Source organism: Caballeronia sp. LZ001, from assembly GCF_031450875.1.
Taxonomy (GTDB): Bacteria; Pseudomonadota; Gammaproteobacteria; order Burkholderiales; family Burkholderiaceae; genus Caballeronia.
Map to the genome: position 1 here is coordinate 442,903 of NZ_JARTVX010000004.1, position 15,330 is coordinate 458,232.

A 15,330-nucleotide genomic window follows, 5' to 3' on the forward strand; every position below is an offset into this window, starting at 1 on the left:
CCTACGCGGCAGCAAACGTAGCTCGGCATGGCCCGGCTGCAGCGCTGCGATTTCTCAGTTGCCTACGCGGCAGCAAACGGGGAAGCCGGCTGCATTGCCAATTCAATGGCGTTTCTCAGCTGCCTACGCGGCAGCAAACTCTGACTGCTTCGTCCCGCTCGGCGGCAGTCTTTTCTCAGTTGCCTACGCGGCAGCAAACCGTCGAGCCAGCGCCGCCGTTGCCGAAGTTCCTTTCTCAGCTGCCTACGCGGCAGCAAACACCAGTTTTGCGCGACTTCCGTTTTGCCGGACTTTTCTCAGCTGCCTACGCGGCAGCAAACCGTACGACTCGGACGGAGGGCGGTTCCTGCCGTTTCTCAGCTGCCTACGCGGCAGCAAACGCTGCCGCCACATCCTCCGGTGCAACGTTGTATTTCTCAGCTGCCTACGCGGCAGAAAACGTTGCTCGGCACAATGCCCATGAGCTGCGGCGTTTCTCAGCTGCCTACGCGGCAGAAACAGCAGTTTCGTGTTTCCTGACGTCATCTGTGCTTTCTCAGCTGCCTACGCGGCAGCACACCATTAGGCGAACTCTTACTTGGGGGAGGGAAATTTCTCAGCTGCCTACGCGGCAGCACACTGGAGGATCGGCATGGCCTCCGGTGAGCCGTTTTTCTCAGCTGCCTACACGGCAGCACACATGCGTCCGGCAGTCACGCCACTCGAACGGTCTTTCTCAGCTGCCTACGCGGCAGCACACGCCTGCTCGATGACGGCAGCCGCAGCCGCTTTCTTCTCAGCTGTCTACGCGGCAGCACACGCAGCACGGGCGCTCTCTCTCATCACTTACGCTTTTCTCAGCTGCCTACGCGGCAGCACACGTGGCGGACTCGGAACAGACTTCGACCTTGATTTTCTCAGCTGCCTACGCGGCAGCACACAGCGCTTGCATGCCCGTATATTGCCCGTTTGCTTTCTCAGCTGCCTACGCGGCAGCACACTTCTCCATCGAGCTCGCGCACTTCGACGGCGATTTCTCAGCTGCCTACGCGGCAGCACACCGAGCGCGCGCTGTTGGTGACAGCAAAGAAAATTTCTCAGCTGCCTACGCGGCAGCACACGAAAGACAGATCGCTGTGGCAGTGGCTGCAGCTTTCTCAGCTGCCTACGCGGCAGCACACGACCTCGCGCTGCATGTTGCAGACCCCGAACACGTTTCTCAGCTGCCTACGCGGCAGCAAACTCGGCGAATTTCGCACCGAGGCCCGAGAACCATTTCTCAGCTGCCTACGCGGCAGCAAACGAGTTGGTGCGACCGGATTTTGCTCGACGGGTGTTTCTCAGCTGCCTACGCGGCAGCAAACCAGCCGATCACGCAGCGAGCTATCGAGGAGATTTTCTCAGCTGCCAACGCGGCAGCAAACATTTGCGCGACCCATATCGATCGGCCCCAAAGCTTTCTCAGCTGCCTACGCGGCAGCAAACTTCCTTGCGTTCGTTCTCGTTGCTCGCAACGTTTTCTCAGCTGCCGACGCGGCAGCAAACCGCTCTGCTCACGCAAATCGAAGCCGTCGGTTTTTCTCAGCTGCCTACGCGGCAGCAAACTTCGTCTTCAGTGCCAGCGCAATCTTGTTGATTTTCTCAGCTGCCTACGCGGCAGCAAACATCGGCGGATGTTTGACCCAGCGGTGCGTCGTCTTTCTCAGCTGCCTACGCGGCAGCAAACAGTACATCGGCGTCGTGCAGTTTCCCCCGTATTTTCTCAGCTGCCTACGCGGCAGCAAACAAGCGAATCCCTAAGAGCCTATCAACTGAGACTTTCTCAGCTGCCTACGCGGCAGCAAACACAGCCTGTTCACTCACGTTCTTCTCCTTTATTTTCTCAGCTGCCTACGCGGCAGCAAACGATGCGCAACCCGAGAACGCTAAACCATCGAATTTCTCAGCTGCCTACGCGGCAGCAAACTCACGACGCAGTCGCAGTCGCGGCACGTCCAACTTTCTCAGCTGCCTACGCGGCAGCAAACAGCGAAGCGCGCACCGTACATCGCTGACATGCTTTCTCAGCTGCCTACACGGCAGCAAACACGTGTCCAGCTAGGAACACCGTTCGCCCATTTTTCTCAGCTGCCTACACGGCAGCAAACTTCACCATCGCCGAAGTTCGCGGCATCGAGTCTTTCTCAGCTGCCTACACGGCAGCAAACGCGCCGGTTGCGCGCACCGCTGACCCGCTTGAGTTTCTCAGCTGCCTACACGGCAGCAAACAATTCCAAACCCGAATAGTCGGCAACCGCGCCTTTCTCAGCTGCCTACACGGCAGCAAACTCTTGCAAGCTCGCCGAGCCGCTTCGCAAGAATTTCTCAGCTGCCTACACGGCAGCAAACGACAATCCCTCCTACGCGTCCGAAATCGTCTTTTTCTCAGCTGCCTACACGGCAGCAAACTGGGCTGGATCAAGTCAAAGCTCGATGAAGCCTTTCTCAGCTGCCTACACGGCAGCAAACTGGGCCGGCCAGCGCCGGCGGCCGCGCATCGATTTCTCAGCTGCCTACGCGGCAGCAAACTCGTATGCCGAGTCGATCCGCGAGATCATGTAGTTTCTCAGCTGCCTACGCGGCAGCAAACAGCTGGATTTCGCGACGCGCCTTTTTTTCGTCTTTCTCAGCTGCCTACGCGGCAGCAAACCAAATCGCTCATCGATCGCGCGACGCGCGAACTTTCTCAGCTGCCTACGCGGCAGCAAACGCGCTTGAGCTTTTCCCACCTCGCGTCACTGAGTTTCTCAGCTGCCTACGCGGCAGCAAACGTGAGAGTGCCGCGAAGCTGGATTGAGCGCGATTTTCTCAGCTGCCTACGCGGCAGCAAACGACGCCATCCGCGCTTTGAATGAGAGCCAACATTTCTCAGCTGCCTACGCGGCAGCAAACTCGCCGAAGCTTTCCCACCGCGCGTCATTGATTTCTCAGCTGCCTACGCGGCAGCAAACATGGTATCTCGGCAACCCTTCGGCATGACGAATTTCTCAGCTGCCTACGCGGCAGCAAACAGCAAGAAGCAAAGCCCGCCGGCTTGCGACTTTTTCTCAGCTGCCTACGCGGCAGCAAACTCGTCGCTGCCTGCGGCGGAGCCGTCATCGTCTTTTCTCAGCTGCCTACGCGGCAGCAAACGGCATGTCCACCGATGAACCGGTAACGAATATTTTCTCAGCTGCCTACGCGGCAGCAAACATTTATTCATCTCCGCAATGATTGCGCATACATTTCTCAGCTGCCTACACGGCAGCAAACTAGCCGACTCAAACGCCATCCCCTTGATTACTCAACAAAAGACACCGTTCTCGCCAAACCAACCCAAATTCTCCCTATATCGCTAACTCATTGATTTCCCAATCAACAAACCAGCGCTCCAGAAAAAGGGTTTAGAACCACGGCACAGTTGCTCCGCAACTCAACCCATAACTATTAAACGTCCCCGGCACGCTCGCAGCCACCTCGCCCTTTTGATCGACAAACAAACAAAACGGCTGCCCTGTACTCGCGCTACGTAAATGCACGTAAGGCAAATCAGGCCGACGCTCGACCGTATCCGGAATCGCCGCAGCGCCCTGCGCTTCGGTCTCGCCCTTACGTCGCATTCGACGCCGACGCATCCGCTCGACATTGGTTTTAAACTGACGCCGTTGTATGACGCGATGCATCGCCCCCGACGGAACGCGCATAACGTCCGTCAGCTTCACATGATCCCGCATACCCTGCATCCAACCGCGTGCCATCAGCTCCTGCAATCGCGATTCGTCGCCATGCAGGCGCAACACGTCGCCCAGAAAACGCGGGCTCAAACTGTATTGCGGAAAGCTAATCCCGATGTCGTCCGCACGAAACTCCACCAACGCGCGATGCAGTTTCGCCACCAAAGCGCCAAGCAGATGGACACGGCTAAACTCCGGATCGGGCCGTAACGTGATGTCGATATAGTGACTCGTCATGGCCGTCAGTTCGCATCGCCAAAAACACCGCCGCGAATCAGAACGGCCATGACGAAGTGCTGCTGCTCGACCGCCGGCATCTTGTCCTTGAGCAACCAGTCATCGAGGAGGTTGTAGAAGTCTTGCGTCGGCTTCAGCTTCGGATGGCGATACGCCGTGCCCTGAGTCGTGACCGACCCATAAGGCTCGACCGCAATCGGGCCAGATTCCAGCGCGTTCTCATACCAAGTATCAATCGTTCGCAAGGCATTGCCGATTTTTTGCGAGTGAATAGCCGCGACGTTCTCCACGTGATAAAGCGTCTTGCTCTTTTCCGTCTTCTCCAGAATCAGCTCTTGAGACGGGAATACTTCCTGACCAAAGCCAAGACGCACATACGCGGTCACGCGCAGAAGCACATGGGTTCTGCCCGCAAGCCCGTCGGCAATAAGTCCGCCTAGCGCCGTCACATTCGAATCGAATTGATCCATCGTGCGCAAGCCAAGCGACAACGCATCGAACGTGAGCTTCTGTACGCACTCGCCGTTCTTTTGACGCGATACTTCGACCGCCACGCTTTCCGCACCTATACGGTTACGCCAAAGGAAGCGTCCGTTTGCCAGATTCGCGGCGTAGCGATTAGCCAGCTCAGTAAAGTCATGCTTGGCGACATAATCATTCACCACGTTTTGAAGCCGCACTCGATACGCTGCGTTATTACAAGCCGAAGGCATGCCCGTGCCCGACAGAACGCGCAACGAGAAAGTGACTCGGAGCGTGTCGGCATCGGCCGGCAGCGTGGCAACGTCCACGGTCTGCAGATTTGCATGATTGACGGCTGCATCCAATTTGGCCGCATCACCGCCCTTTGCCTTGAGCCGATTCGAGATCGTCCCACGAACCGATTTCACGCGGATACGAACCGGCGACCATTTCGATCCGTTGTCGCGCTCATCCCAACGGCCAGAGTGGAAGACCGCATCGGAAGGATCCAGCTTACGTTCAAAAGCGAGGACAGAAGCAGTAGCAATTTTCTCAGACATCTTTTTATATATTCCTAATCAAGATAAAAACAAAAGACACCACGACGGACGCGAAAGGTCGCTGCGGTCAATCAAATTCGTATTCGTCGTCATCGTCCAACTCGGTATCGGAGCGATCGTGTACGTAACCGCTACGACAGCGATACAAGCCGATCTCCGTATTGGCTTCCGCTCGCCATAGCAAATCATCCAGACTATTCAGCCGATGCGGGCTGATCCACTGACCGATTGAGTACACCGTCTCTACGAATACGCAGGGAATGGACGGATCGCGCACGTTTTCGACGCTGCCCGCCGGATACGGTTTAGTGAGCGCGGCGTAGCCCACGGGTATTGGCACGGTCCAGCCTTCGCCCTTTTGTCTGTCGGGATCGGCCCAACGCACGCGCTTGGGTGCGGTGGACGATGCAGCGTCATCGGCCGCTTCTTTTTCCGGCATGGGCTGATAATTGAATCGAGCAGCATGCAGCCAGGCATCGATCAAGCTGGCGTCAGGGTGCTTTTCGCGCAACGCGTCGTGGCGGTTCTTCAAAATATCGTCGCGGCCGATAAGCGCGTAGCCCGGAAGCCACTGACGGCGCCATCGGGCGAAATCGCGCGACCGTTTGTCGTGGCTATCCGCGAGCTCGGCCATCCAGGGTTTGGTACGCGGTCCGGGCATGAGACCGACCGGCAGCAACGTTCCGCCAGCGACACGCATGCGCGACACGATGTCTCCAACTTTATCGGCCCATTCCGCATATTGCTTTTCATGGTCCAGTATCGATGAAGCGATAGCGTCGTCGATTGAAACCTGAAACACCAATGTGATGTCCAGGTGCATTCGTCCTTCCTCGACGATCGCGCGCGGCTTGCCATCACTCTTCACGGGATTCCGCGTTAGACGGAACTTCTTGATGTAGTCATCCGTCACCAGCTCGTCGTATCGATGACAGATCACGCCAACCTGTTGCAGTCTCAGCGGAATGCCGTCAGCGGTGAGCTTGCGTTGCAAAGCCCACATCAGTCCGGTGAATGCAGTGATGGACGGAAAGCCGTGCGTGAATGCGCCAGAAATGGCGTTGGCATTTTGTACCTGCAGATGAGGTAAGCCGTCTATGATGAGTTGCGGACCATCTGCCGCGCCTGATTCGATCGCCGCTATGATGGACAGCCAGCCGTTTGCGTCGCCGAGGTCGCCGGCGATGCGGTCGGAGCGTCGCTGCGCCTCGTCTTTTGAAACGGAATCCATATTGGCCGCGCGTAACGCTCTGTCGCCTCCATCTATAGGACGCGTTATCCATGCGCGAACGATTGAAGCGAAGTCAGCCTTACCCCATACCGCAGCATTGGCGAAGCCGTGTTCGACTTCGCCCGCGAGCGCGGTAACGGGCCTGTGAAGCAGCGCGGCGACCTTGACCTTGACCGTGTCCGGCAGCCGGAAGTATTCCGCCGTCAGGAGTACGGCGACGCACCCCTCGGTGCTGCCTTCGGGCGGTCCAGCCTCGTGCCATGCGGTCGCAACGACGAGCAGTGGACGCGCGTCCTTTGCGTCGAGCCACGCATCGGCAACCATTAGGCCATCCGTAGCCGCTACCGCTTGCACCGCGAGCGGCGGCAGGCCCGCAATACGCAGTGCGTCAATGACCCGCGCAATGTCCCGCTGCTCGCTTCCCGTTGCGCTCAGTACGCGAATCTGCGGCCACCATTGCCGCTCGTAGCACGTCAGGGCGCGTAGGCTCGTCTCAAGCGGCTTAAGCGCATCGGCAATCTTGAGCGTCAGCAACTCGATTTTCTTCGGCACACGGCCCGCCTGAATGCTTTCTTCGTCCACATCAAGACCGACCGCATCAGGTTCGTCGACCATCCAGTCCGCGTCCTCGAAACGAGCGTGAAAGACGAGTTCAGCACCTGCACGGGGCAACTGCGCTGCAGGCATGCGTTCCCTGGCAGCAATCGCACCGGCAAGCGTCTGTTCGCCAAGCGGCAGGCAGTAGCCGACACCGAGTACCTCGAGGGGCTTTTGTGCCCTGCGCAACCGCTCCGCCAGCCAACGGCTACGATGATAGTTGCGCCAGTACGCCCGATACCAGAGACCCTCGTAGCCAGCGCGCTCAATGGCAAACAGGATCAGGAATACGCCGTTGGGTACCCCAACGAACCAGAACCAGACCGGCGCGCCACTCACGGGCTGTCCCTTCGGCCAGAGCAGCATGGCAACGGCAACGCCTAAAACGTTGAAGGCAAGCCAGATGCAGAACCACCACGGCCAAAGCCGTGGTCGGCGCGGATAGGCACTAGGGCGTCCGGCCAAAGACAGATCGACCGGCATTACTCGATATTGACGTTTTGAAGGGACGAGATCACGCGGCAGCCGCACGCGCAACGGTAGTGGTGAAAGGCAACCGGCTTGCCGTCGCGGTCGGGGAACTTTGTGTAGCCCTCGTCGATGACGGTCGGGCCGTGCTCATTGCAAAGGGCTTCGTCGCCCTTGCGGGCGAGCGGGCGACCCATGAATATGAACCATTCGGAACCGCCGGTTACTTCGCCGCCGTTTTCTAGTTTGTCGCCTTTGCGGTTGGGGGATCTCATTTTATACAGTTACTTTTTGGCGCATTGCTGTGTCTTGAACGGAGGGACGTAAGTCGCTTCAAACGACTGAGCTTTCGGCTCCTTAAGATTTATCACATCAACCCCAAATTGATTACGTACAACGATAAATTTCTGTTCTTCGCTAAAGGTAGCGTCATATACCCCCCCACCATACACAGCACTTTCGATAAGATGGATTTCTGGCTTTACAAGATACACTGAAAGATGTGTTACTTGAGGGTAGTGCGTGTCAAGTTTCTTCGGCAACCCGAACAAGACCAAAATAGAGTCATCTAGGCTAAACGTGCCACCATCGATAGCATGATCAATATGTGCCGAACCAATTTTTTTCTCACCATGCTCCACTATCAGTCGGCCGCGACCATGATTTTTTGCTGAATAACCTCCATCGCAAGAACTGACAATTGTCGCATGTACATCACCAATGAACATGGCCATCAGAGTCAGAAGCAAGTACTTTTTCATAACTGATCCCCAATACTTGGAATGCTTTTTTCGTCTTGTTGCAACGCAATGGCGGACTTTTTACATCATACGGGTGACCTATCTTGGTCGCCGCGCGAGACGAACTCTTAGGAATTCCTCGATCCGCGAACTTTTCAAGCAAAGTATTCACGCATAAAAAACCTGCGGCATCTACGCGGGAATAGGCGTCATTTCCAAGAATCTCATGATTATCCACTTTTGGACCATCCTTGAAATGCCCGCCATCCCTTTTCTTGACCCCGTTACGCAACATCTTTTGCGGCAGCACTTCCTTCGAAGATCGAGTGAATCAAGTTGCCGTCCCAAATCGACATAACCACGATTAATTGCCTACGGCAATGCGTATTTCCGGCGCCTGTTTCACATCTCTAAACTTTGAAAACTCATTTGGCTCCAACCGCAAAGCGGGAAAGCAAACGGCAGATACATCCGGTGCCGCATAGTAAAGAGCAATAGATCCATCTGGAAGTGGAGAAAACGTGATTGGAAAATTAGCCAGCTCGTCTTCCAATTCCGTTGCGGAAAGACAGAACGGGTTATTCTTGTTAGCTGACATATAGCTAGTTTTCACCGAATCGATGAGATCAGGTCGAACAAATAGACGGCCATCCTGTCGGATAGCAATGTTATACACTCGATTCAAATCAAGCCGTTTCCCACTTGCCTTTTCGAATGCAACTCCATATTGAAACGACGAAGGATGCACACCATCGCAAATCATGTCCCCCGACACATGAAGGGCGACTACTCTATCCGTGTCTAGCACTTTCCTGATGAAAGAACTATATTGTGCAGTTGACCTCATTCCTTTTGCTGTTTCAGCGCAACCTTTAGCATCTGACTTAACGCGCGCCTTTAGCGCATCAATGGCTTTTTTCAAGCCCGGCGAAATATTCGAAATAGCCGGTATTGGCCCGACTGCCAAGGCGCTGGAATTGGCGCTCATATTAAATGTAGCGAACGAGACGAATAGCATTATGGCGACAAGCTTTTCAATAGTCACGTTATTCATCAAGAACTTCGCCGCCATTTTCAATCTTATCGCCATTGTAGATGAGAGTTTTCAATTCGAAAGCCAATTTTTGCTATTGCGGATGTGAACCTTATTACTTGATAGGCGGCAGCCGAGTGAGGCATATTCTTGGGACGTTTTTATCCCAATACGTACTAAACAGACGATGTCTTTTCTTGTCGACTTTCAAGTCGATAAATTCATCCCCCATACAACGGCGCCGGACCCCGGTCTACAAATTTTTTAGTCGATGGAGAAAATGTAAAAACTCTATAAATCGAGTACGTTCCCATCCCGTAATCCACATACCATACGGCAAACCCAAATTGACCACTTAATGGAGAGGCTACGGCAATGCGTATTGCGTCGCCTGTTTCGGATCTTTAAACTTCGAAAACTCATTCGGCTGTAGCCGCAAAGCGGGAAAGCAAGCGGCAGATACATCCGGCGCCGCATAGTAAAGAGCAATAGATCCATCTGGAAGTGGAGAAAACGTGATTGGAAAATTAGCCAGTTCATCTTCCAATTCCGTTGCAGAAAGACAGGACGGCTTATTTTTGTTAGCTGCCCTATAGCTAGCCTTAACCGAATCGATGAGATCAGGTCGAACAAATAGGCGCCCATCTTGTCGGATAGCAATGTTGTATATTCGATTCAAATCAAGCCGTTTCCCACTTGCTTTTTCGAAAGTAATTCCATATTGAAACGACGAAGAATGCACTCCATCACACATCACGACTCCAGAAACCCGAAAAGCAACTACCTTACCCGTGTCAATAATTTTTTTATGGAAGAACTATATCGCCCATTTGAATTCATTGCTTTTGCCGCTTCGTCGCAATCTTTAGCATCGGATTCAATCTGCGTCCTCAGCGCGTCAAAAGTTTTTTTCAACTTTGGCGAAACGTCTGAAATCGCCGGAATCGGCCCAAGTGCCACCGTACTAGAATTGGCACTGGCATATAATGTGGACAACAAAGCGAGTAGCATTATGGCGACGAAAATTTTCATGAGTGATACCCTCCGTTCATAACGGGCCTTGAGCGGTAAAGTCAACAAAGACCTGCGAGAGCGCTGTCGACGCGCCCCACGTTGGCGAGCGATTGGGAACCGGGACGATTCTCTGTCTCGCATAGGTCAATGTCTTACTCACCACCGCCTCCGTCGTGTCCCCGCGATAACGAAGGATAAAGGCGGCATACTGCTGCCTATCATCGTATCCATTCCCGCCTCCGTTGACCAACACGGATACCCGGCCAATCGTCTCAGTATCAATACCGTTATCGGCTACGCGTGAGATATTCGAGGCCCCCATGAAATGCTTCCAAACCCAAAAAAATCCGGCGCTATCGCAAGCATTTGAACGATTTGAGGCAACGATGTCAGGATCGTAGCGCGGATACCATTGCCTTCTGTCACTGTGCGTATGCCCGTGAGAATCTACAGCGGGCGGTCCAGACCAATAATGCGTCGAAACAGTTGTAATTCGTGAGTCAACATAGTGTCCAGATGCATTTCCGGCAAACCCACGAAATTTGCCATAGTCGTCATATAGCGTCGGCCAAGTAAGCTGCATTAGCCCACGACCATAGAACGCTTGGTAATATTGCGCATTTCCGGTGGTCGCATTTCCTTGGCCGTCCTCGATCGCCGTTCTCAGCAATCCAGTTTCAATATAGGTCTGCGACAAGAATGCCGTCTGTCTTTCTGGCGTCGTAATTCCATATTTTCGAAATGCCTTGCAGAGCTCAGCATAAGCAATAGTGCCGTCACTCACTCGGCCGCGAGCCGTCTGCCAGCTCAACGTTGCTCCAGCATGATTTAAACCATACCGACGGGGAAGAAGCTGCGTAAGTTCGTCCAAACTAAGCCATCCGCACTTCCTAAAATGCCGGATAAACGCAAGCGGATGGAAGAACCACAACTTCTGCCCTGCGGGAAGACCCGTCACGCCCCAAAACTGTATTTCCTTAAGATACTTAAGAAAGTCGTTGTAACCCTGATTGTTGCCGTGATAAAAGCCGCCTTCATCGAGCAGTTTTGCGTAGCGCGTTTCGTTGTTTGTGCTATCCCATTCGCTTGGGGCGTTGCAAATGAATCCGCGCAACGCCTGGCGTACGCCATCATGGCTTTTTACATAGCTTGAAAGCGCGTCCGCCTTCTGCGCTTCGGTCGTTGGCGCCGTGCCTGATGGTTCAGCATCCTTGACGATTTTCTTGAGTGCGTCGATATCGCACAGCCCATCGCTGCCATAGGGCGTAGCGCCATCGCTAATTTTCTGCCAGCCCACAAACGACGGAAAATCCGCGTCAGACAACTTCTTAACCGAGGTGTTGTTGATATCAATGTAACCCTGCGCTCCCGGGGCGTAGGTCACTTTCACCCATGTCGCACAGTCTCTCCCGGACAGCGTCGCCGGCGTCGAGAGGATGCGCCCGAAGCGCAGCATCTCGTACCCGTCGCTCGGGCAGGCGCTGTAGAGCGCCGTCGCACGACGATAAAGATCGTATTCGTAATCGGCTTCAGCTACTGGCTGCGCGGTTAGCAGCGTGCGCGATCCATCCGTCGCGACGCTCCAGACGTTGGTGTACTTGCCCCCTTTGCTAAAGTAAGTCTCAACGATGAGCGGTAATGGGTTTGTGCCGGTTTGGCCTGCATCAAAATTGATGCCATGCAGTTTGTTGTGTGCATCCGTTCCTGGCGGCAGGGCATAGAACTGCCGTCCGCCGGGAATCGTGTACCAGGTATGCCCCCAGCAATCCGACGTCGTCGACGTGTCTGGCCCGGCAATGCCAAGCGCCGTATGGCTAAAGTAGCTATCGAAATCCCTTGGCATCATGAAGATTTCGAAGTGCATATAAACCACGCCTTCATACCGCCCGAGAAAACCGATAACGTCCTTGCGCCGCACCTTGTTGCCTCCGCTAGCCACCGCCGGCTCCACCGCGCCTTGGGCGACTTGGCCGGTAGGTTTGCGAAGGAACTCTGGCAATCGTTTTGCGTCGTGCCCGAAAGACTGGTACTCGGCGAGCGGCAGCAAGTGCATGTAGAGCGAATAGAACGTCAGCGTGCGACCTTCGCCCGTTTCGGTCGAGTGTTTCAGCAGGACGAAGCCCGCGTTGCCATTGCCCGAGTCCATCGCATGCTGGCAGACCCGGTAGGCGACCACCTCGCCATCGGCGATTGCATAGACAGGGCCATGCGTGTCGGGGGCGAGATGGGCGCCGCAATGCCAGCGCCGGTCAACCGCAATTGGATAAATGCCGTGTGCAAGTTCGAACTTGTCGACGGCGTCCATCATGGGGTCCGGCTTCGATTGGTCGCTAGACGTAAGGCCGGATTCAGGCAAAAACGGAGGGCTGATAATCATGGCGCGTCAGTTCGTATGGGAGTACCGCTCATTGAGCGTCAGGTTGCTTTTTGGCAGGACTGGCAGCACTGCGGGCATGTTGTCGGGGCCAACGAACATGAACGAGCCCGCCTTAATGGTGAACGCGCCAGGACAGTGGAATGTCATGTTGCCGTTCTCGATCACGAGCGAGGCCCCGCCGCTGTTAAGCGTGATTTTCGACTTCGCGGCCACCTGGACGTCCGCGCTCTCGCTCGCAACGCGGAGCTGCTTCTGCGCGAAGAGGTCCATGCCGTCCGTCAGTGCTGCGGCAGTCAGTTTCCCTTTTGCAGCCAACAGATTGATACCGAGCTTATGCGCGCATAGCGAAATCAGCTCGCCCGCCGCCATGCGCAGACGTTTCGCAATGCTGACGTCCATGTCTCGGGCCGTCGCGATCAGGTTCTCGCCCGCCGAGTGCTGTATTGACTTCGGCGTCACGAATGCCATGCCGCCAGGGGCGCTCGCGAGCAGCCCCGCGTCGCGAAGCTGGTTCAGGCTGTCCTGGAGCGCCGCCTGCTTAGCCCGGTCGGCAGGATCGGCACCGGCCTGTGTCGTCGCCGCCGCAAGGTCCGTTACGCGCTGTAGCGCGGCCTTCAGTTGCGCGACGGCAGCGGGCATCTCCAAGTGCGGCGTATCAGCGCCAGCCGCTGCATCGGCCGAAAAGAACAGTCCTTTCGCTGCGCGCACGGTCCCCCACGCCTGGGTGGTCGCTTCAAAGCCCTCGCCTCGCGCGAGCTTTTTACTGTTGAGCAGATAGCCCTGATTGAACGCCGTCTGGCTGTAGACCGTGGCGATACGCGCGCTTTCCTTGCCTCGCAGATCATTGAAGACGACCTCGGCGCCGAGCAGCGGCGCGCGCCAGATTGCGTAAGTGAACATCGCATCGGCGCCGTGCACCACGTCCGGATGCGAGTAGTCATGGAGCGCTCCCACGATATGCATGCGATCTACATCGGCATGCGCCGCACCAAGCAAAACCTCCGTGGACGGCAGCAAAGGCGAATGGAAGCCACCTTGATACGACGAAGACGGACGAAGCAGCCGCAGCTTCAGCAACTGCTTGTCAGTGTTAGCCGTTCCCTGCAGGAACTTCGGCAACACAGGATATCGGCCATGCTCGTCCATGCAGCCATAAGGCGACGAGTCAAACGTCGTGACGTTGCCAACGACCGGTCCCTTCAGAAATCTCCAGTCGCGTTCATAAACGAAGTCGGGACGGTAGGCCAGATGCGCGGGCATCGCCTTGAAGCGGACATGCGCCGGTTTCGATCGGCTGCCCTTCATCGTCATCGACTCGACCACGAATCCATACGGAGCGCTCGCCAGCTTCGTATTGGTCAGCTTGACCACCACGCCTGGCGCCATGCCCTTCGCGTTGCTCTTGCCCGAAAGCTTCACCTGCTTTGCAATCTGCTCGTCGCGCCGCATCTGTGCTCGGGACTCACCCTGCTGAGGCGTCAGATGAAATTCCGCGCTGCCGCTGATTCGCCCGAAGACCGATTGGTCATTGGCCTCATTAGAAACGCTCGCGCTTGCCCGCAGCGGATCTTCCGGCGTGCGGTAATTGCGCTCCCACAACTCGATGGCGGCCGGCACCAGCGTACGCGTCTCGCTGACGGAGAGTGCAGCCTCATGCCAGTTGCTGTTCATGCCCGAGTCAGAGAGCAGGGGTACGTCGATCGAGCGCACGTACCCGCGCGGATTGTCCGTGAACACGAGCGTGTCCAGTTGACCATCCTTGCCTCGACCCTGCTTGTAAAACCAGCATATGCCTCGACGTTTTGCATGACGTGTCACGAAGGCCCACACGGACTCCTCGTACATCACAACCTGCTCCATCTTCTCTTGCGCGCCATCCAGATGGAACTCGATATCGAAGGCATCGATGTTCTTCCGGTCGACGAGCAGTCGCGTCACCATCTCCTGAAAGGTGATGTCTTTGAATACATCCGAGCCATGCACGCGCTTGCAGAGCGCGGCGAACCGAGGTTCGATCCGGAGTTTGTAGGTCGCCTCGTCGCGGCTCGCTTTGATGCGTTCGAAGCGCGTGACGATGCCATTGAAAGTGGCCGCCTCGTGATCGACAGGCGCGACATAATTCACCGACGGGACGGCTACTCGCTCGTCGATCTGCAAGCCCGCGCGCCGACCCACGCAGAGCTTGCCATCGATATCGAGACGCGGCGAGGTAACGGTGACCTCCGCCTTGTAGTCATCGCATAATCCTGCTTTGACCTTGAACTTGAGCACGTCGAGCTCGAGCTCGAGCGTACCGACCCATATGCTCAAACGCTGGGTGAGTCGCGCGCTTGGATGCTGCAGCGCGTCCGTCAGTTTTTTCGTTACAGCATTCATTCGCATCCTGTTCAGTTGAACGCAACGATGCGCGGTCGTCACGTTCGGAGCTTTTACTGCAGAAGAATTTAGGGTTGCAACGTAAAATCGTCAATTAGATGACCGACAATTCGGAATCGTCTTAATTGGTCAGCTACCCGCTTGGGGATTTCGCGACGGTTCCCTTGGTCACGGCGCCCCTGCGAGCGCTGATACCCCGGCAGGCTCAGCGAGCCGCTGTGATTCCCACTGTCAGCAACACTGTTAGCGTTTCCCTTCACATAGACGAGCGTGCAGGCAGGCAACATGAGAAGGGAGATAGCGACGAACGTCCCACGCACCAAGGCGATCGACGCACGACGTCTATCGTCTTGGTCGGTCGAGCCGTCCACGCAAGCTTGCTTGAACCGATTCATCAGGAAGGCGCTTTACGCGACCTTTGTCAGCGACAGGCGTCCGTGGATTTGGAGCGGTGTTTGCGTGGTCGCGCCAAGCACTTTCGAAAAGCCTGCCCACACGTTGTCG

At 55.8% G+C, this 15,330-nt stretch carries 11 protein-coding genes and 1 CRISPR repeat array (1 of these 12 only partly in view); all 11 genes read right to left on the reverse strand.

From position 1 onward, the window contains the following. A CRISPR array of direct repeats spans positions 1 to 3,270; the repeat unit is 28 nt; unit sequence TTTCTCAGCTGCCTACGCGGCAGCAAAC; it begins 1,036 nt to the left of the window's first position. Between the two features lie 131 nt (positions 3,271 to 3,401). After that, positions 3,402 to 3,968, reverse strand: coding sequence for a type I-F CRISPR-associated endoribonuclease Cas6/Csy4 (cas6f, locus tag P9292_RS12410; RefSeq protein WP_309959210.1), 567 nt, complete (start codon positions 3,966 to 3,968; stop codon positions 3,402 to 3,404). 5 nt (positions 3,969 to 3,973) lie between these two features. After that, on the reverse strand, positions 3,974 to 4,990 hold the full coding sequence (gene csy3 / locus P9292_RS12415; RefSeq protein WP_250470189.1) for a type I-F CRISPR-associated protein Csy3: 1,017 nt from the start codon (positions 4,988 to 4,990) through the stop codon (positions 3,974 to 3,976). Positions 4,991 to 5,057: 67 nt separating this feature from the next. Then, a complete protein-coding gene (gene csy2 / locus P9292_RS12420) occupies positions 5,058 to 7,184 on the reverse strand; it encodes a type I-F CRISPR-associated protein Csy2 (protein WP_309959213.1) in 2,127 nt (708 codons plus the stop codon). 116 nt (positions 7,185 to 7,300) lie between these two features. Continuing rightward, complete coding sequence (locus P9292_RS12425) at positions 7,301 to 7,561, reverse strand: PAAR domain-containing protein (protein WP_309959215.1); 261 nt, start codon at positions 7,559 to 7,561, stop codon at positions 7,301 to 7,303. Positions 7,562 to 7,570: 9 nt separating this feature from the next. Continuing rightward, complete coding sequence (locus P9292_RS12430) at positions 7,571 to 8,047, reverse strand: hypothetical protein (RefSeq protein WP_309959217.1); 477 nt, start codon at positions 8,045 to 8,047, stop codon at positions 7,571 to 7,573. Next, positions 8,001 to 8,336, reverse strand: a complete 336-nt coding sequence (locus tag P9292_RS12435; protein WP_309959219.1) for a hypothetical protein — start codon at positions 8,334 to 8,336, stop codon at positions 8,001 to 8,003. Before P9292_RS12435 ends, P9292_RS12430 begins: the two co-directional genes overlap by 47 nt. A 54-nt stretch (positions 8,337 to 8,390) precedes the next feature. Next, positions 8,391 to 9,080: a hypothetical protein gene (locus P9292_RS12440; RefSeq protein ID WP_309959221.1), complete on the reverse strand. Its 690-nt coding sequence runs from the start codon at positions 9,078 to 9,080 to the stop codon at positions 8,391 to 8,393. A gap of 346 nt (positions 9,081 to 9,426) precedes the next feature. Then, positions 9,427 to 9,813, reverse strand: coding sequence for a hypothetical protein (locus P9292_RS12445; RefSeq protein ID WP_309959226.1), 387 nt, complete (start codon positions 9,811 to 9,813; stop codon positions 9,427 to 9,429). A 26-nt stretch (positions 9,814 to 9,839) separates the two neighbouring features. Beyond that, positions 9,840 to 10,091 (reverse strand): hypothetical protein, encoded by a 252-nt coding sequence (locus P9292_RS12450; protein ID WP_309959229.1) that lies wholly within the window; start codon positions 10,089 to 10,091, stop codon positions 9,840 to 9,842. A gap of 16 nt (positions 10,092 to 10,107) precedes the next feature. Beyond that, the gene (locus P9292_RS12455) at positions 10,108 to 12,381 is read right to left on the reverse strand and encodes a peptidase M23 (RefSeq protein WP_309959231.1); all 2,274 of its coding nucleotides are present in this window, start codon (positions 12,379 to 12,381) and stop codon (positions 10,108 to 10,110) included. A 75-nt stretch (positions 12,382 to 12,456) separates the two neighbouring features. Then, the gene (gene vgrG, locus P9292_RS12460) at positions 12,457 to 14,826 is read right to left on the reverse strand and encodes a type VI secretion system tip protein VgrG (RefSeq protein ID WP_309959233.1); all 2,370 of its coding nucleotides are present in this window, start codon (positions 14,824 to 14,826) and stop codon (positions 12,457 to 12,459) included. Between the last annotated feature and the right edge of the window lie 504 nt (positions 14,827 to 15,330).

Excerpts from the sequence above, each read along its gene's own strand:
- P9292_RS12450 (WP_309959229.1), bottom strand. The coding sequence starts at position 10,091 with ATGAAAATTTTCGTCGCCATAATGCTACTCGCTTTGTTGTCCACATTA.
- vgrG (WP_309959233.1), bottom strand. The coding sequence starts at position 14,826 with ATGAATGCTGTAACGAAAAAACTGACGGACGCGCTGCAGCATCCAAGC.
- P9292_RS12440 (WP_309959221.1), bottom strand. The coding sequence starts at position 9,080 with ATGAATAACGTGACTATTGAAAAGCTTGTCGCCATAATGCTATTCGTC.
- P9292_RS12445 (WP_309959226.1), bottom strand. The coding sequence starts at position 9,813 with ATGTGTGATGGAGTGCATTCTTCGTCGTTTCAATATGGAATTACTTTC.
- cas6f (WP_309959210.1), bottom strand. The coding sequence starts at position 3,968 with ATGACGAGTCACTATATCGACATCACGTTACGGCCCGATCCGGAGTTT.
- P9292_RS12430 (WP_309959217.1), bottom strand. The coding sequence starts at position 8,047 with ATGAAAAAGTACTTGCTTCTGACTCTGATGGCCATGTTCATTGGTGAT.
- P9292_RS12425 (WP_309959215.1), bottom strand. The coding sequence starts at position 7,561 with ATGAGATCCCCCAACCGCAAAGGCGACAAACTAGAAAACGGCGGCGAA.
- csy3 (WP_250470189.1), bottom strand. The coding sequence starts at position 4,990 with ATGTCTGAGAAAATTGCTACTGCTTCTGTCCTCGCTTTTGAACGTAAG.
- csy2 (WP_309959213.1), bottom strand. The coding sequence starts at position 7,184 with ATGCTGCTCTGGCCGAAGGGACAGCCCGTGAGTGGCGCGCCGGTCTGG.
- P9292_RS12455 (WP_309959231.1), bottom strand. The coding sequence starts at position 12,381 with ATGATGGACGCCGTCGACAAGTTCGAACTTGCACACGGCATTTATCCA.